The 16,175-nt window shown below is 72.9% G+C and carries 13 protein-coding genes; 6 read left to right on the top strand and 7 right to left on the bottom strand.

Annotated features, from left to right (window positions below):
• Positions 1-456 precede the first annotated feature (456 nt).
• Together ACZ6Y1_RS34795 and ptsP are read left to right on the top strand one after the other, a co-directional pair.
• Positions 457-906: a PTS sugar transporter subunit IIA gene (locus tag ACZ6Y1_RS34795; protein WP_469639613.1), complete on the top strand. Its 450-nt coding sequence runs from the start codon at positions 457-459 to the stop codon at positions 904-906.
• 73 nt (positions 907-979) lie between these two features.
• Positions 980-2,650, top strand: a complete 1,671-nt coding sequence (ptsP, locus tag ACZ6Y1_RS34790; protein WP_469639611.1) for a phosphoenolpyruvate--protein phosphotransferase — start codon at positions 980-982, stop codon at positions 2,648-2,650.
• A gap of 101 nt (positions 2,651-2,751) precedes the next feature.
• Here the strand turns inward: ptsP and ACZ6Y1_RS34785 are convergent, their stop codons facing one another.
• Together ACZ6Y1_RS34785 and ACZ6Y1_RS34780 are read right to left on the bottom strand one after the other, a co-directional pair.
• Positions 2,752-3,648, bottom strand: a complete 897-nt coding sequence (locus ACZ6Y1_RS34785; protein WP_469639609.1) for a hypothetical protein — start codon at positions 3,646-3,648, stop codon at positions 2,752-2,754.
• An 87-nt stretch (positions 3,649-3,735) separates the two neighbouring features.
• The gene (locus tag ACZ6Y1_RS34780; protein WP_469639607.1) at positions 3,736-5,724 is read right to left on the bottom strand and encodes an acetoacetate--CoA ligase; all 1,989 of its coding nucleotides are present in this window, start codon (positions 5,722-5,724) and stop codon (positions 3,736-3,738) included.
• 213 nt (positions 5,725-5,937) lie between these two features.
• Between ACZ6Y1_RS34780 and ACZ6Y1_RS34775 the strand changes: the two genes are divergently transcribed.
• Positions 5,938-8,286 carry a glycoside hydrolase family 31 protein gene (locus ACZ6Y1_RS34775; protein ID WP_469639605.1) on the top strand — a complete coding sequence of 783 codons (2,349 nt, stop codon included), beginning with the start codon at positions 5,938-5,940 and terminating at the stop codon, positions 8,284-8,286.
• A 386-nt stretch (positions 8,287-8,672) separates the two neighbouring features.
• Here the strand turns inward: ACZ6Y1_RS34775 and ACZ6Y1_RS34770 are convergent, their stop codons facing one another.
• A complete protein-coding gene (locus ACZ6Y1_RS34770; RefSeq protein ID WP_469639602.1) occupies positions 8,673-9,182 on the bottom strand; it encodes an NUDIX domain-containing protein in 510 nt (169 codons plus the stop codon).
• A gap of 168 nt (positions 9,183-9,350) precedes the next feature.
• On the opposite strand from ACZ6Y1_RS34770, the gene ACZ6Y1_RS34765 reads away from it, so the two are divergent.
• The 3 genes from ACZ6Y1_RS34765 to ACZ6Y1_RS34755 all read left to right on the top strand — a co-directional run bounded on the left by ACZ6Y1_RS34765 (position 9,351) and on the right by ACZ6Y1_RS34755 (position 11,404).
• Positions 9,351-9,689, top strand: a complete 339-nt coding sequence (locus ACZ6Y1_RS34765) for an Mpo1-like protein (protein WP_469639600.1) — start codon at positions 9,351-9,353, stop codon at positions 9,687-9,689.
• A 63-nt stretch (positions 9,690-9,752) separates the two neighbouring features.
• A complete protein-coding gene (locus ACZ6Y1_RS34760) occupies positions 9,753-10,214 on the top strand; it encodes a Zn-ribbon domain-containing OB-fold protein (RefSeq protein ID WP_469639598.1) in 462 nt (153 codons plus the stop codon).
• Positions 10,211-11,404 (top strand): lipid-transfer protein, encoded by a 1,194-nt coding sequence (locus ACZ6Y1_RS34755; RefSeq protein WP_469639596.1) that lies wholly within the window; start codon positions 10,211-10,213, stop codon positions 11,402-11,404. Before ACZ6Y1_RS34760 ends, ACZ6Y1_RS34755 begins: the two co-directional genes overlap by 4 nt.
• Positions 11,405-11,757: 353 nt before the next feature.
• Here the strand turns inward: ACZ6Y1_RS34755 and ACZ6Y1_RS34750 are convergent, their stop codons facing one another.
• From ACZ6Y1_RS34750 to ACZ6Y1_RS34735, 4 genes are read right to left on the bottom strand one after another with little or no spacing between them, the layout of a single operon-like run.
• Positions 11,758-12,390 carry a GTP-binding protein gene (locus ACZ6Y1_RS34750; RefSeq protein WP_469639594.1) on the bottom strand — a complete coding sequence of 211 codons (633 nt, stop codon included), beginning with the start codon at positions 12,388-12,390 and terminating at the stop codon, positions 11,758-11,760.
• Positions 12,371-12,850: a DUF742 domain-containing protein gene (locus ACZ6Y1_RS34745; protein ID WP_469639592.1), complete on the bottom strand. Its 480-nt coding sequence runs from the start codon at positions 12,848-12,850 to the stop codon at positions 12,371-12,373. Before ACZ6Y1_RS34745 ends, ACZ6Y1_RS34750 begins: the two co-directional genes overlap by 20 nt.
• Positions 12,851-12,860: 10 nt before the next feature.
• Positions 12,861-13,298 carry a roadblock/LC7 domain-containing protein gene (locus ACZ6Y1_RS34740; protein WP_469639590.1) on the bottom strand — a complete coding sequence of 146 codons (438 nt, stop codon included), beginning with the start codon at positions 13,296-13,298 and terminating at the stop codon, positions 12,861-12,863.
• Positions 13,295-16,069 carry a sensor histidine kinase gene (locus ACZ6Y1_RS34735; RefSeq protein ID WP_469639588.1) on the bottom strand — a complete coding sequence of 925 codons (2,775 nt, stop codon included), beginning with the start codon at positions 16,067-16,069 and terminating at the stop codon, positions 13,295-13,297. The genes ACZ6Y1_RS34740 and ACZ6Y1_RS34735 overlap by 4 nt, the downstream gene beginning before the upstream one ends.
• Positions 16,070-16,175: the final 106 nt, after the last annotated feature.

Genomic DNA, 16,175 nt, shown 5'->3' with positions numbered 1-16,175 from the left:
CGTTCTTGCGTTTCAGACTCTATCAGAGTCTTTCTCGCTCGCTTTCCGGGTCTTCGCTTTCGCGTTTTCCCTTCCGGCGTTTCCGACTCTATCAGCGATTTTCCGTCTCCCTGACCATTCGCCGTTTGCCGAAAAAGCGCGCGGGAATCAGTGCAGAGATCGAGATCAGTACTGAAGAGGAGGAGTCCCGTCCATCAGACGTTCGCGAGAAGTTCACACGAAGCGTCGTGGCGGGAGTCACGACAGTACAGGCCCCTTGGTGCCCAAGCAAATCGATTCAGGCGTATGGTCTAGTCCACCGGTCTAGTCCACTAGTCTCCAGGCCCAAGGACCAGTCCGGACCGGGACCAACATCGGGCGAATCCGAACATCCTCTGACATATCCTTCTGAAGAGTACGCCGTTCGCAACAGGTAGTGACGGCGACACGAAGAAGCCCACCCCCTGGGAGGCCCCCATGACCAGCGTGACGTCCCCACTCGCCGGGCGCGCCATCGGACTCGCCGCAGTGCCGGATCCGGTGTTCTCCGGCGCGATGGTGGGTCCGGGCACCGCTATTGATCCCGTGCGCGAGCCCTCGGAGGCGGTGTCCCCCGTCGACGGTGTGGTCGTCTCCCTGCACCCGCACGCGTACGTGGTCGTCGACGGCGATGGGCACGGCGTGCTCACGCACCTCGGGATCGACACCGTTCAGCTCAACGGCGAGGGCTTCGAGCTGCTCGTGAACAAGGGCGACACCGTGACCCGTGGTCAGGCCGTCGTCCGCTGGAACCCGCTGGCCGTCGAGCAGGCCGGCAAGTCTCCAATCTGCCCGGTCGTGGCGCTGGAGGCATCCGTCGAGTCCCTCGCCGACGTGGTCGAGGACGGGGAGCTCAAGGCCGGAGACGCGCTCTTCAGCTGGAAGTGACCTGTCCCCCGCACCGGCGGGTCGGACATCCACCGCGGCGGCTCGGCCCGCCGCTCAATCGGAGACGGGTGAAATGGAGACAACGCTGCGAGGCGTCGGCGTGAGCCACGGTGTGGCGATCGGCGAGGTACGGCACATGGGTACGGCGGTCCTGGAACCGCCGGCCCGGCAGATCACGGCGGACGAGGCGGAGCGGGAACAGGGGCGCGCCCGCAAGGCAGTGAGTGCCGTGGCGGCCGACCTGATCGCGCGTGGCCAGCTGGCCGGTGGCGAGGCACAGCACGTGCTCGAGGCCCAGGCGATGATCGCCGAGGACCCCGAGCTGATGGCGGACGTCGACCGGCGGATCGCCGTCGGCAGCACCGCCGAGCGCGGTGTGTACGACGCGTTCGCCGCCTACCGCGATCTGCTGGCGGGGGCCGGCGAGTACATGGCCGGCCGGGTGGCCGACCTGGACGACGTGCGCAACCGCATCGTCGCGCGGCTGCTCGGTGTGCCGATGCCGGGCGTGCCGGACAGCGACCAGCCCTATGTGCTCATCGCGCGGGACCTGGCCCCCGCGGACACGGCTCTGCTGGACCCCGCGCTGGTGCTCGGTTTCGTGACCGAGGAGGGTGGCCCGACCAGCCACAGCGCGATCCTCGCCCGGGCCCTGGGCGTGCCGGCGATCGTGGCGCTGCCCGGTGCCTGTGAGATCGCCGAGGGCACGGTCATCGCCGTGGACGGCAGCACCGGTGATCTGTTCGTCGAGCCGAGTGACGACAAGCGGGCCGAGCTGGAAGCCGCGGCCGCGGAACGCAAGGCCGCGCTGGCCGCCTCTTCCGGTCCCGGTGCGACCTCCGACGGGCACAAGGTGCCGCTGCTGGCCAATGTGGGCGGTCCGGCGGACGTACCGGCGGCCGTGGAGGCCGGGGCCGAGGGTGTGGGCCTGTTCCGCACCGAGTTCCTCTTCCTGGACGACAGCAAGAAGGCGCCGTCCGAGGAGAAGCAGGTCGAGTCCTACCGGAAGGTGCTCGAGGCGTTCCCGGAGGGGCGGGTCGTCGTGCGCGTGCTCGACGCGGGCGCCGACAAGCCGCTGGACTTCCTGACCCCGGCGGACGAGCCGAACCCGGCGCTGGGTGTGCGTGGTCTGCGCTCCCTCCTGGACCATCCGGACGTGCTGCGTACGCAGCTCACCGCGCTGGCCAGGGCCGCCGAGGGTCTGCCCGTCTACCTCGAGGTCATGGCCCCGATGGTGGCCGACCGCACCGACGCGAAGGCGTTCGCGGACGCTTGCCGTGAGGCCGGTCTGAAGGCCAAGTTCGGCGCGATGGTGGAGATCCCCTCCGCCGCGCTGCGGGCTCGGTCGATCCTGCAGGAGGTCGAGTTCCTCTCGCTGGGCACGAACGACCTCGCGCAGTACGCCTTCGCCGCTGACCGCCAGGTGGGTGCGGTGTCGCGGCTGCAGGACCCGTGGCAGCCGGCCCTGCTCGACCTGATCGCGATGTCGGCCGAGGCCGCCAAGGCGGAGGGAAAGAGCTGTGGCGTCTGTGGCGAGGCGGCTTCGGACCCGCTGCTGGCCTGTGTGCTGACCGGTCTGGGTGTCACCTCTCTGTCGATGGGTGCCGCTTCGATTCCGTACGTGCGGGCGACGCTCGCCAAGTACACGTTCGCCCAGTGCGAGCGGGCCGCGGCCGCCGCTCGGGCGGCGGACACCGCCGAGGAGGCCCGTGTGGCCGCGCAGGCGGTGCTCTCCGGCGAGTAGGCCGGGAGTATGTGCCGGGAGTGTGAGTGGGAGTCGAGGGGCCTTCGCCGGTGGCGAGGGCCCCTCGGCCCTTTTTGGTTGTGCGCCGGTGTCGGCCGGTGTCAGTGGTGGGGGCCGGGGTCGTCCACCTCGAAGCCCGGGCAGTACTCGACGCCCGGTTCGGGGGCGACGGGTTCACCCGTGTCGGCGTCGGTGCAGTAGGCGTTGAAGACGGCCGCGGCCGAGAGGGCGACGAGACGGCCGCGGTCGAGCCGCCAGCCGTGGACCCGGTCCCGGTGTCCCTCGGCGGAGCTGCGCAGGACCAGTCCCCCGGGGCCGCCGAGGGCGAGCCCCGCTGCCAGGACCGTCACGAAGTCGAGGCCTTCGCGGCCCTCGATGCGGGGTGCGGATCCCGGGTCGTCGGCGGACCGGGCGTGGAGCACGGCGACGAGTTGTTCCGCCTCGGTGGGGACGCTGCAGACGAAGTGGTGGATGCCCGGTCCGGCGCCGGCCACGAGGCGTTTGACCGTGTCCGTGGCGCGATCGAAGGAGGCGTGGCCGATGTCCTCGCCGCAGTCCGCGCAGGTGCCGACCTCGGCGAGGAGGGTGGTGGCGTACTCCCAGGTGGCCTGCCGGACGGCTTCGTCCACGAGGAGCGGGAGGAGTTCGTCGATGGGCTGGCCGGTGTAGGGCAGTCCGTTGCCGTGACCGGCGAGCTCGGCGGTGAAGCGGGTGCGCGTCTCGGCGGTGTCCGGGTCGAGGCCGTGCTCCTCGCAGTACTCGGCGTACTCCTCGGGGTCGAAGAGGGCGACCGTGGTGTGGATGCCCTGCGCCGCGAGGGAGCGGAGCAGGGTCTCGACGTGGCGGAGGTAGTCCGCGTAGTCGTCGCGGTGGTCGAAGGTGAAGCTGCGGTAGCCGCTCATGGCCGCGAAGTCCCCGGAGTCGGCCAGGAGGCCGACGGTGCTGGGGGCTTCGCGGCGCAGGGCGCGGCGGCGGTGGGTGTCGTTCTTGCGTGGCATGGCTGGGCTCCCCCTGAGTGATGCGATCACTTGCTCACTCAGAGTAATCACGGCCACTGACAGTGGCCGTGATCGTGGCTCGGGGGCTCAGCCGCGGGTGCGGGTGCGGGTGCGGGCCAGCTCCTCGTAGAAGTGGAGGAGGTCGAGGTTGTCGACGGATCCCGGGTTGACCGCCTTCGCCAGGGGCGTGCCCTGGAGCAGCCGCTTGACGGGGACCTCGATGCGCTTGCCGGTGAGGGTGTGCGGGATGGCGGGGACCTCGATGATCTCGTCGGGGACGTGGCGCGGGGAGAGCTCCTCGCGGATGGTCCCCTTGATCCGGGCGCGGAGGTCGTCATCGAGGGCGGCGCCGGGGGCGAGGTGGACGAAGAGCGGCATCCAGTAGCCGCCGTTCGGCTCCTCCAGGCCGATGACCAGGGATTCCTTGATCTCGGGGAGGCGCTCGACGGCCTCGTAGATGTCGGCGGAGCCCATCCGGACTCCCTGCCGGTTGAGGGTGGAGTCGGAGCGGCCGTGGATGACCACCGAGCCGTGGTCGGTGATGGTGATCCAGTCGCCGTGGCGCCAGGCGCCCGGGAACATCTCGAAGTAGCTGTCGCGGTAGCGGCTGCCGTCCGGGTCGTTCCAGAAGTGGATCGGCATGGACGGCATGGGGTTGGTGACGACGAGTTCGCCGACCTCGCCCAGGAGGGGCTTGCCGGACGGGTCCCAGGCCTGGAGGTCCGTGCCGAGACAGGCCGCCTGGAGCTCCCCGATGTGGACGGGGAGGGTGGGGACGGCTCCGGCGAAGCAGCTGCAGACGTCCGTGCCGCCGCTGACGGAGGCGATCCACAGGTCCTCGGCCACCTCGTCGTGGAGCCAGCGGAAGCCGTCGGGCGGGAGCGGGGAGCCGGTGGTGGCCACGCACTTGACGGCGGAGAGGTCGAAGTCCCGGCCCGGGTGGACGCCGGCCTTGCGGCAGGCCATCACGTAGGCGGCGGAGGTGCCGTACAGCGTGGCTCCGGTGCGCTCGGCGATGCGCCACTGGGCGCCGGTGTCGGGGTAGCCGGGGCTGCCGTCGTACAGGACGACCGTCGTACCGGTGAGCAGGCCGGAGACGAGGAAGTTCCACATCATCCAGCCGGTCGAGGTGTACCAGAAGAAGCGGTCCTCGGGGCCGAGGTCGCAGTGCAGGCCGAGCTGCTTGAGGTGCTCGAGGAGGATGCCGCCCTGGGACTGGACGATCGCCTTGGGGAGGCCGGTCGTCCCGGAGGAGTACAGGACCCAGAGCGGGTGGTCGAACGGGACGGCTTCGAAGACGGGCTCGGTGTCGGCGGAGGTCAGGTCCGACCAGGTGAGGGCCCCCTCGGGGGCCGGGGTGCCGAGGAGCGGGATGTGGACGACGGCGCGCAGGGAGGGCAGGTCCGCACGGAGCTCGGCGACGGTCTCCCGGCGGTCGTGCTCCTTGCCGCCGTAGCGGTAGCCGTCGACGGTGAACAGGACGACCGGCTCCACCTGCTGGAAGCGGTCGAGGACGCTGCGGGCGCCGAAGTCGGGGGCGCAGGAGGTCCAGACCCCGCCGACGGCGGCGGTCGCGAGCAGGGCCACGGTCGCTTCGGGGATGTTGGGGAGGTAGCCGCTGACCCGGTCGCCGGGGCGGACGCCGAGGGCGCGCAGCTCGGCGGCGAGGGAGCCGACCTGGCGGCGGAGCCCGGCCCAGGTGACGGGGACGGGCTCGTGGGTCTCGTCCACGTACAGCAGCGCGGCGTCGTCGGCGCGGGCCGGGTCCTCGCCGGCGCGCAGGGCGTGCTCGGCGTAGTTGAGGGTGGCGCCGGGGAACCAGCGTGCGCCGGGCATGGAGCGGTCCGCGAGGACGGCTTCGTAGGGCGTGGTGAAGCGGACGTCGAACCACTCGGCGACGGCCTGCCAGAAGGTGTCGAGTTCGTCGACGGACCAGCGGTGCAGGGCCGGGTAGCCGCCGTCGGCGGGGGCTCCGTGGCGCTCGGCGGCCCAGGCCTGGAAGGCGGTGATCCGGGCCGCGGCGATCCGGTCGGGGCCCGGGGCCCAGAGGGGTTCCGGCTGCGTGGCTGAGGTCATGGGTCGGCTCCCGGTCAAGTCTGCGGCTCGCGCGTGGTGTGCGTTGCGTACGGTGCCTGCGCGCGGGGGGTGGGTGCGCGTCGGCCCACAGGGACGATGCCACGTGATCGAGATCCGCACCAGGGCTGTCAGCTGCGGCGCGACCCTCTCCGCCGGGTGAACGGCAGTTGAACGCGGCCCCCTGGACCGGGGGCCGGTGGCAGGGTGATCGGCATGAACGGTCGTGATCTGGTGCGTGTGGTGCAGGACATCGGTTCGGAGCGCGGGAGGCGCGCCTGGCTCGGGGCCTGGCGGCGCCGGCGCGCGGACGCGGTGGGCCTGCAGCCCCGGGGCGCGGAGCGGGCGCGGGTGCCCGGGTCGCTGTCGGACACGGAGCCGCTCCCGGGCGGGGGCGTGCTGCGGTTCGCGCGCTCGGAGCTGGTGGTGCGGGTCATGGCGGGCGGGGCGGTGTTCTGGAGCTGGGACGGTGCCGGGCCGACGCCCTCGTACGCGGTGGTGGGCAGCGGGCCGGAGCCCGATCCGAGGGCGGTGCTGGAGCCGGACACCGGGGGCGGCTGGCGCGTGGTGTCCGAGCGGGTGACGGTGGCGGTGTCCCGGCACGGGGCGATAGAGGTGCGCACTCCGGGCGGGACGGTCCTGCGCCGGGAGTCCCCGCCCCGGTGGTGGGAGCCGGTGGACCCCAGGATGGGTGGGGCCAGGTGGGTGCAGCGCAGCGAGGTGCCGGCGGACGCGCGGTTCTTCGGGCTGGGCGGGCGGGCGGCGGGGCCGCGGCTGCGCGACGGGACGTACCGGCTGTGGAACACGGATCCGAAGGGCGGCTTCGGCCCGGGGGTGGATCCGCTGTACCTGACGATGCCGGTGCAGATGGTGGTCGCGGACGCGGGCACGCACCTGGTGTTCCACGACAACTCGTGGGACGGGCGGGTGGTGCTGCGCGAGGGCGAGGATGGCGCGGGGTCGGGGGTGGACCGTCCGGGGTCGAGCGAGCTGCGCATGGAGGGCGGGCCGCTCAGGTGCTGGGTGCTGGTGGGGCCGCCGGCGCGGGTCGCGCAGGGCTGGTCGGGGCTGACGGGTTCCGCGGCGGTGCCGCCGGAGTGGGCGCTGGGCTACCAGCACGCGCGGTGGGGGTTCGGGAGCACGGCCGAGGTGCGCAGGGTGGTGTCCGGGTACGTGTCGCGCGGGCTGCCGTTGTCGGCCGTGCACCTGGACATCGACCACTACGACGGGCACCGGGTGTTCACGGTGGACGAGGAGCGGTTCCCGGATCTGGCCGGGCTCGCCCAGGAGCTGCGGGAGCAGGGGGTGCGGCTCGTCTCGATCGTGGATCCGGCGGTGAAGGCGGGCGATCCGGTGCATGCCGCCGGGCAGTCGGTGGGGACCGGGGGTGCGTTCGTACGGGACGCGCGGGGGCAGGAGGTGCGCGGTGAGGTGTGGCCGGGTGAGTGCGTGTACCCGGACTTCACGGATCCGGCGGTGCGGGAGTGGTGGGGCGGGATGTACGCGGAGAGGCTCGCGCGGGGTTTCGCCGGGTTCTGGCACGACATGAACGAGCCGGTGTCCTTCGCTCCGTTCGGGGACGCCACGCTGCCGAGGTCGGCCCGGCACTCGATGGACGGTGCGGGCGGCGACCACCGGGAGGGGCACAACGTGTACGCCCTCACGATGGCGCGGGCGGGCTGGGAGGGGCTGCTGCGGCTGCGGCCGGCCGAGCGGCCGTTCCTGTTCTCCCGGTCGGGGTGGGCGGGGATGCAGCGGTACGGGGGCACGTGGTCCGGCGACGTGGAGAGCACCTGGGACGGGCTGCGGGCCTCGCTGGCACTGGTGTTGGGGCTGGGGCTCTGCGGGGTGCCGTACTCGGGGCCGGATGTGGGGGGCTTCGGGGGCTCGCCGTCGCCGGAGTTGTACCTGCGGTGGCTGCAACTGGGGGCGTACCTGCCGCTGTTCCGGACGCACTCGGCGATCTGGGCGGGGCGGCGGGAGCCGTGGGAGTTCGGGGCGGAGGTGGAGGAGCAGGCGCGGGTGCTGCTGGCGGAACGGGAGCGGCTGCGGCCGTACTTCGTGACGCTGGCGCACCTCGCGCGGCGGACGGGGGCTCCGTACGTGCGGCCGCTGTGGTGGGGGAACCCGGAGGACCGGCGGCTGCGGAACTGCGAGGACGCGTTCCTGCTGGGCGACGCGCTGCTCGTGGCGCCGGTGCTGGAGTGCGGGGCGGACCGGCGGGCGGTGCGGTTGCCGCGGGGGCGCTGGTACGACACGGCGACGGGGGCGGCGCACGAGGGTCCGGGGCAGGTGCTGCTGGACGCCCCGCGGGGGCGGATCCCGGTGCTGGCGCGGGCGGGGGCGGTGGTTCCGGTGCGGTGCGCCTCCGGCGACGGGGTGCAGCTGGAGGTGTGGGCGCCGGCGCGGGGGCGTACGGGGGGCGGGGTGGTGATCCGGGATCCGGGGCCGGGGTTCGAGCCGGGGACGGTCGAGCGGTACACCGTGCGGTGGGTCGGCGACGCGGTGGTCGTGGAGGACGAGGCGGGGGACGTCGTGCCGGGGGTGGTGGTGCGGGGGGTTTAGGCGGGGCCCTTGGGGCGGGGCCGGGGCGGGCGGTGCGGGTGCGGGTGCGGGTGCGGGTGCGGGCCGGGGCTTCGCCCCGCACCCCGCGCCCCGCGCCCCGCGCGGGGTGGGTCGGCGGGTGCGGGTCCATACCCGGGGCTCCGCCCCGGACCCCGCGCCTCAATCGCCGGCGAGGCTGGATTCTGCCGGTCGGGGCTGGAGACGCGGGCCCGCGAAGCTGGATTCTGCCGGTCGAGGCCGGATGTGACGGGCCGAGGCTGGATGTGCCGGGCCGGGGCCGGAAACGCGGGCCCCGCGAAGCTGGATTCTGCCGGTCGAGGCCGGATGTGACGGGCCGGGGCCGGAATCGCGGGCCAGGGGTTGGGAGGGGCTGTGTGGGCGGGGGGTCAGGTGTACTTGCCGTTGAACCAGGACGCCACCGCTCGGGTGTGGAGGGGGAAGGCCAGTTGGGCCGGGGTGTGGAGGACGTGCCAGCCCGTGGTTTCGTCCGTCGGCTTCGAGGCGGGGAGGGTGGCGGCCGGGCGGGGCGGGAGGAGGCCGAAGAGGAGGAGGTGGCCCGCCGGGGAGCTCATGGCGTCGGCCAGGGCGACCTCGGCGGCGGGGAGCGTGATGCCGGTCTCCTCCCGGAGTTCGCGCACGACCGCTTCGCGCCAGTCCTCGCCGAAGTCGATGAAGCCGCCGGGCAGCGCGATGCCGCCGAGGGCCGGTTCGATGGTGCGGGTGATGACCACCAGGCCGGTGCCGTTCTCGTCCTCGACGGGGAGGAGGGCGATGGCCACCGGGAGCGGGTTGCGGTAGGCGACGGCCCCGCAGGCGTCGCAGGCGCGGGGCCACGTACGGGTGGAGTACGTCGCTCCGCAGGTGGAGCAGTGCGAGTCCCTCAGCTGTGCCGGCATGCGGGCGATGGTATGCCAAGGGGCTTGGCGATGGCGGCCGTTGCGGGAGTCGGACGGTACCGGCGCCGGAGGGGTGCGCCGGAGGTCACGGCGCCCCCGAGGCCGCCCGGACTCGTACGCCGGCTCCCGTCGCTGTCGCCCCGGGCCGGCCGTGAGTACCGTGCCCGCATGACTTTCAGCTCGTACGATGAATTCTGGCCGTACTACGTCGCCATGCACTCCCGAGCCGCCACCCGCTGGATCCACCTCGGCGGCACGCTCACCGGGCTCGTCCTGACCGCGTACGGGGTGGCGCGCCGGCGCGGGCGGTACCTTGCCGCCCTGCCGCTCGTGGGGTACGGGACGGCCTGGCCCGCGCATTTCCTGATCGAGAGGAACAACCCGGCCACCTTCGGGCATCCCCTGTGGTCGCTGCGCGGGGACGCGCAGATGATCCGGATGATGCTGGCGGGACGGGACGCGGAGCTCGGCGAGATCGCGCGGAAGTGGCTCGCCCAGAACCGGTGACCGGGTCGGTCCTGCCGTGACAGACTTCTGACGATGCGTCAGTTCTGCTGCATGGGAGGGATCTTGGCACGCACACGCACACCCGTGGTGACCGGGTGGTTCACCGAGGACGCGGCGGGCGGCGGCTTCAGGCTGCTCGGCACCCGCTGCACGGCCTGCACGGCGGTGTTCTTCCCGCGCGAGGACGCGTACTGCCGCAATCCGCGCTGCCCGGGCGGCGGGGAGCTCGCCGAGGTGCCGCTGTCGGCCCGCGGGAGGGTCTGGTCCTACACGGACGGGCGGTACCGGCCGCCCGCCCCGTACGTGTCCGACCCGGACGCGCCCTGGGAGCCGTACACGCTCGTCGCCGTGGAGCTGGAGGTCGAGGGGATGGTCGTACTGGGCCAGGCCGCGCCGGGGGTCGGCGTCGCCGATCTGGCGGTCGGGATGGAGGTCGAGGTGGTGGGCGGCGTGCTGAACGAGGACGCGGACACCGGCACCGCCTGGACCACCTGGCAGTTCAAGCCGGTGGGAGAGGCCGCGTGAGCGCCGGCGACGTGGCCGTTCTCGGGGCGGGGATGCACCCCTGGGGCAAATGGGGCCGCAGTTTCGTCGAGTACGGACGGGCCGCCGCACGGGCGGCGCTGGACGACGCCGGGCTGGACTGGACGGACGTGGAGTCGATCGTCGGCGCCGACACCGTGCGGTCCGGGTATCCGGGCTATGTCGCCGGAGCGACCTTCGCGCGGGCGCTGGGCTGGCAGGGCGCGCGGGTGACCAGCGTGTACGCGGCCTGCGCGTCCGGGGCGCAGGCGATCGGGGCGGCCCGCTCGCAGATCCTGGCCGGGCTGGCGGACGTGGTCCTGGTCGTGGGGGCGGACGCGGCGCCCAAGGGGTTCTTCGCCCCGGCCGGGGGCGACCGGCCGGACGATCCGGACTGGCTGCGCTTCCGGGTGCTCGGCGCGACGAACCCGGCGTACTTCGCGCTGTACGCGCGCCGCCGGATGGCCGTGCACGGGGACACCGCGGAGGACTTCGCGCAGGTCAAGGTGAAGAACGCGGCGGCCGGCGTGCTCAACCCGAACGCCCGCTACCGGCGGGCCGTCACCGCGGAGGAGGTCGCGGCCTCCGCGATCGTCGCCGATCCGCTGCGGCTGCTCGACATCTGCGCCACCTCCGACGGGGGCGCGGCGCTGGTACTGAGCAGCATGGACTTCGCCCGGGCGCGGGGGGTGAGCGATCCGGTGCGGATCCGGGCCGTCTCGACGGTGACGCCGACGTACCCGCGGACGGTGCTGGACCTGCCGGACATCGCGACCGATTCGGTGGTGGCGGTGGAGCCGGCGGCCGGTTCCTTCCGCTCGTCGATCGCGCGCGCCGCGTACGAGGAGGCGGGGCTCGGGCCGGACGACCTCTCGCTGGCGGAGGTGTACGACCTCTCCACGGCCCTGGAGCTGGAGTGGTACGAGGACATCGGGCTGTGCGGGGAGGGCGAGGGCGCGAAGCTCGTACGGGAGGGGGCGACCGCGCTCGGCGGGCGGATCCCCGTGAACACGAGCGGCGGGCTGGCCTCCTTCGGCGAGGCGGTGCCGGCGCAGGCGATCGCGCAGGTGTGCGAGCTGACGTGGCAGCTGCGCGGGACGGCGGGTGATCGGCAGGTACCGGGGGCCCGGGCGGGCATCACGGCGAACCAGGGGCTGTTCGGGCACGGGTCGGCGGTGATCGCCGTACGGTGACGCGGGGCGCTGCCGCTGGGCCGGGACGGGCGGGGCGGTGCGTGCCGGTCCGGCCGGGGCGCGTACGGGTGGCGAACCATACCCACCACAGTCCGGAGCGAAGCGGAGGACCATCCCCCGCCGAAAGCGGGGGAGCTGGGACACCAAGCGCCCTCCGAGCGCCGGGCGGTCGGGGGTGAGGTGGGTGGGGGGCCGCGGGGCCGTGGGCGGGACCGGGGGTGCGGCAACGCTTGACGGTGGACCGTGGCGGGTTCACACTCGCTCCACAGTCCCGCGCGGCGACCGGGACCGCGAACCCCCCATGAGAGCTGCGGCCCGTACCCCAGTCGGCGGGGGTACGGGCCGCCTCCACGTCAGGCCCCGGCCTCGGCCGTGAGGCTCAGGCGTCGGGCGCGGGCCAGGGTCATCGCGTGCTCCACCACTCCGACCAGTACGTCCTTGACGGACTCGCGGTCGCGCGCGTCGCACAGCAGCACCGGCACCTCCGGGTCGAGGTCGAGCGCCTGCCGGACGGTGACCACGGGGTGCCGGTCCGCGCCGTCGAAGCAGTTGACCGCGACGACGAACGGGATCTCGCGCCGTTCGAAGTAGTCGACCGCCGCGAAGCAGTCGGCGAGCCGGCGGGTGTCCGCGAGGACGATCGCGCCGAGCGAGCCCTGGGCCAGCTCGTCCCAGAGGAACCAGAACCGGTCCTGGCCGGGAGTGCCGAACAGGTACAGGACGAGGTCCTCGCGGAGCGTGATGCGCCCGAAGTCCATCGCCACGGTCGTGGTGTTCTTGCCCTCCACTCCCCCGGTGTCGTCGATCCCGACGCCCGGCTCGGAGAGCCGTTCCTCGGTCCGCAGGGGTCTGATCTCGCTTACCGCACTGACCAGGGTGGTCTTGCCCACCCCGAAACCGCCCGCGACCAGGATCTTCAGGGTCAGCGGCTCGACCGGCGACACGGCATGCATGGCACCGGTGCGGCTAGAGCGCCCGAAGGCCATCGATCACCTCACGCAAAATGGATTCATCGGGCAGTTCGGCCGGGGGTACCGGCCTGGTCACGTGGACCAGTTCGTCGGCGACCAGGTCGCCGATGAGGACGCGTACGACACCGACCGCGAGGTCGACGTCGGCCGCGAGTTCTGCGACCGACTGCGGCCGGTCACGGCACATTCCGAGGATGTGCGCGTGTTCCGGCGACAGGGTCAGGTCCCAGACCGGATCGTCGGCCGCCGGTTCGGCGACGACGAGCGCGATCAGGTCCAGCCGGTGCTGGCCGGCGTGGCTGGTCCGGCCGCGGGTCATGGCGTACGGGCGCACGACCGGGCCCGCCTCGTCGTCGAACCAGTGGTCGTGCTCGGTGGTGAACGCGTCGGTCCAGTCGGCCGTGGGGTCGCTGTCGCCGCTGTCGGCTGTGCTGTCGTCGGGATGGTGCCGGCGGTCGTGGCCTGGTTCGCTCATACGGTCCGACTCACCCTCCGGCGGGCAGCCCGGTGCGCGGGGCGGTCGCCAGGTGGTCGCCGACTCGCTTGACCATGAGCGTCATCTCGTAGGCGACCTGGCCCACGTCGGAGTCGGCGTCGGCGAGGACGGCTAGACAGCTGCCGTCGCCGGCGGCCATCACGAAGAGGAAGGCCTCGTCGAGCTCGACCACCGTCTGGCGGACCTTGCCCGACTCGAAGTGGCGGCCGACACCCTTGGCGAGGCTGTGGAAGCCGGAGGCCACGGCGGCCAGGTGCTCGCTGTCCTCGCGGGTCAGGTCGTTGGAGCTGCCGGTGGGCAGGCCGTCGCCGGAGAGGACCACGGCCTTGCGGATGGAGCCGACTCGGTCGACGAGCTCGTCGAGAAGCCAGTTGAGCGGGCCGGAGCCGCGGCCCCTGCTGTCGTTGCCGGTCTGCGGTGCGGTCATCGACCGTCCCCTTCGTTCTCGTTCGCGGGACCGCTGGCGCCGGGCGTGCCGGCGTCGGTCTCGGACTGATGCTGTGCGTGCTGGCTGCGGCCCGCCGTCCAGCCTCGCTGGAGTGCCGACATGCGCGTGCGTACGTCGTCCGCGTCGCGGTGGTCAACCGCTTCGGCGGCGGTGTCGGCGGGCTTGCGTGCCTGGGTGTTCTTGAGCTGCGGCGCCAGGCTGGCCTGGCGGACGCGGCGGGGCAGCCCCCCGCTGACGACGGTGTCGTCGGTGGCGGGTGCGGCGGCCTGTGCGGGCTTGGTGGTTCCGGTCCCGGTGGCGGTCCCGGTGGCGGTCCCGGACACGGCGCGGGGCTCCACCCGGCGGCCGTGCTCGGCGACCAGGGTCGGGGCCGGGCGGCGTCGCGGCAGCGGGACGGCTCCCGGGGAGCGGCGGCCGTCGGGGCGCTGGCCGGCCTCGGAACGCTGGGTCTCCAGCCGGACCGGGCCGGTGGGGGCGAGCGGCTCGCGGTCGCGGCCGGCGCCCTGACGGGCTCCGTGCCGCTCGGTGTGCGGCCGGTCGGCCGGGCGCAGGCCCAGGAGGGCGCTGCGGGGGGTGCCGCCCGGCGGGGTCTCGTCGTCGAGGGTGGCCATCGCGGGGCGGCCGCCGACTCCGGTGAGGCCGGCGATGCCGGTGGCGATGGTGTCGTCGAGGACGCCGTCGAGGGCATCGGACCCGCCCAGGCCGAGGGGGGCCTCCAGCTCGACCGGTCCGCGCAGTTCGGCGGTGGCCAGCTGGCGGCCGCCGGTCTTCGCGCGGTCGATCGCGGCGGGCGCGGGCCGCTCGGAGGCGGCCTTGCCCGCACCGTCCAGGCGGGCGCCGCTGCCGTTGGTCTCGGGCGCCTCGGTCAGCAGCGCCGACGGGAGGAAGACCACCGCGGTGGTGCCTCCGTACGGGCTGGGCTGGAGGACGACCTTGACGCTGTGGCGCTGCGCGAGGCGGCTGACGACGAAGAGGCCGAGGCGGTCGGTGTCGGAGAGCTCGAACTCGGGGGTCTCGGAAAGGCGGAGGTTCGCGTCGAGCAGGGCCTCCGGGGTCATGCCGAGGCCGCGGTCGTGGATCTCCAGGGTGAAGCCGTTGGCCACGCGCTCGCCGAGTACCTGGACCGCCGTGTGCGGCGGTGAGAACACGGTGGCGTTCTCGAGGAGTTCGGCGATGAGGTGGGTGACGTCTGCGACGGCCGGCCCGACGATGCCCAGGCGACTGAGGCGGCGGACCTCGATGCGCTCGTAGTCCTCGACCTCGGCGACGGCGGCGCGGACGACGTCCATCAGCTGGACGGGCTTGCGCCACTGGCGGGAGGGCGCGGCGCCGGAGAGGATCACCAGGCCTTCGGCGTGGCGGCGCATGCGGGTGGTCATGTGGTCGAGGCGGAAGAGGTCGGCGAGCTCCTCGGAGTCCTCGGTGCGGCGCTCCATGGTGTCGAGGAGCGTCAGCTGACGGTGCAGCAGCACCTGGTTGCGGCGGGCCAGGTTGACGAATACTTCGGAGACCCCGCGACGCAGCTCGGCCTGCTTGACGGCGGCCTCGACCGCGGCGCGCTGGAGGCTGTTGAGGGCCTGGCCGACCTGGCCGACCTCGTCCTTCTCGTACTCCAGGTGCGGCGACTCGGTCTCCACGTCCACGTGCTCGCCGGCGGCGAGGCGGCGCATGACGCTCGGCAGCCGGACGCCGGAGGCCTCGTGCGCCTCCTTGCGCAGGCGGGACAGGTCGCGGATGAGGTCGCGGCCGATGCGGACGGAGAGGATGAGCGACACGATCAGCGCGATGAAGCCGAGAACACCGGCGAGGGCGGCCTGGATCATGACGCCCCTGGCGACGGGCTCGATGCGCTGCTGGTAGCGCTCGCCGGCCTCGGTGTTCATGGCCGCGAGGTCGGCGAGGGTCTTGGCCGCGAGCTCGTCCCACTGGGCGGGTGTGGCGCTGCGCGGGTTCTTGCCGGCGCCGGAGGTGATGAAACGCTCCTCGGCGTCGCGCAGGGCCTTGGTGTCGGAGCCCGACCAGAACCGCTCGAACCGCTCGCGGTCGTCGGCGGGCAGGGTCACGAGGTTGAACTCGTAGAGCAGTTTGCGGTTCGCGGCGAGGTCGGAGACCTGGCGGATGCTCGTGCCCTCGACATTGCGGGCGATGAGGGCGGAGGCCATGACGGCGTCCTCGCGGGAGAACAGCTCGCGGGCGCGGCTGATGCCGACGAGCGCGCGGCCCTCCTTGTCGACCTCGACGTTGTCCAGGCCGTGGAGGTTCAGCAGGAAGTCGTAGCAGGGGTCGATGAGCCTGTTGTAGAGCTCGAGGGCCTGCGTGGGATCGACCGAGTTCTGGTCCACGGAACGGCGCATGGAGCCGATGCTGTGGAAGGCCGCGACGATGTTCTGCAGCTGACGGGCGCTCTGCGGACTCAACTCGTCCATGACCTTGGGGTCGCGGGCGCTGGCGCTGATCTGCTCGACGGCCTCGTCGGTCAGGGCGCGGCTCTTGGTGAGCTCGGCTATCGCCCCGGCGGCCCGGGGGTCACCGAGCAGCACGAGCGTCTGTCGGCGTTCCTTCTGGATGACTCGGGCGACGTCCTCGACGGGGTAGCCGACCTTGTCGATGACGTAGGCAACGTCAAGGAGCTGGACGGCTTCACGGCCGGTGATGACCGTGGCGAAGCCCCAGAGGGCAGTCAGGGAGACGAGCGGTACCAGCAGCAACGCCACGATCTTCCGGCGGATGGATTTCCCGCGAAAGCGCATGGCCTCCCCAGCCTCCCCAGCTCAACCCCGTTGGTCGGGGTCGGTGTTCCGTCATTTAAACGGCGTGAGCCTACTACTGACGATGCGGTCCTTCGAAGGCGTGTCC

This window comes from Streptomyces sp. NPDC053432 (assembly GCF_055585365.1).
The sequence above is the reverse complement of the archived record's forward strand: the minus strand, read 5'-3'. Positions and strand labels throughout refer to the sequence as shown.

Coding starts and splice junctions, on each gene's coding strand:
- ACZ6Y1_RS34795 (WP_469639613.1), top strand. CDS start 457: ATGACCAGCGTGACGTCCCCACTCGCCGGGCGCGCCATCGGACTCGCC.
- ptsP (WP_469639611.1), top strand. CDS start 980: ATGGAGACAACGCTGCGAGGCGTCGGCGTGAGCCACGGTGTGGCGATC.
- ACZ6Y1_RS34785 (WP_469639609.1), bottom strand. CDS start 3,648: ATGCCACGCAAGAACGACACCCACCGCCGCCGCGCCCTGCGCCGCGAA.
- ACZ6Y1_RS34780 (WP_469639607.1), bottom strand. CDS start 5,724: ATGACCTCAGCCACGCAGCCGGAACCCCTCTGGGCCCCGGGCCCCGAC.
- ACZ6Y1_RS34775 (WP_469639605.1), top strand. CDS start 5,938: ATGAACGGTCGTGATCTGGTGCGTGTGGTGCAGGACATCGGTTCGGAG.
- ACZ6Y1_RS34770 (WP_469639602.1), bottom strand. CDS start 9,182: ATGCCGGCACAGCTGAGGGACTCGCACTGCTCCACCTGCGGAGCGACG.
- ACZ6Y1_RS34765 (WP_469639600.1), top strand. CDS start 9,351: ATGACTTTCAGCTCGTACGATGAATTCTGGCCGTACTACGTCGCCATG.
- ACZ6Y1_RS34750 (WP_469639594.1), bottom strand. CDS start 12,390: ATGGCCTTCGGGCGCTCTAGCCGCACCGGTGCCATGCATGCCGTGTCG.
- ACZ6Y1_RS34745 (WP_469639592.1), bottom strand. CDS start 12,850: ATGAGCGAACCAGGCCACGACCGCCGGCACCATCCCGACGACAGCACA.
- ACZ6Y1_RS34740 (WP_469639590.1), bottom strand. CDS start 13,298: ATGACCGCACCGCAGACCGGCAACGACAGCAGGGGCCGCGGCTCCGGC.
- ACZ6Y1_RS34735 (WP_469639588.1), bottom strand. CDS start 16,069: ATGCGCTTTCGCGGGAAATCCATCCGCCGGAAGATCGTGGCGTTGCTG.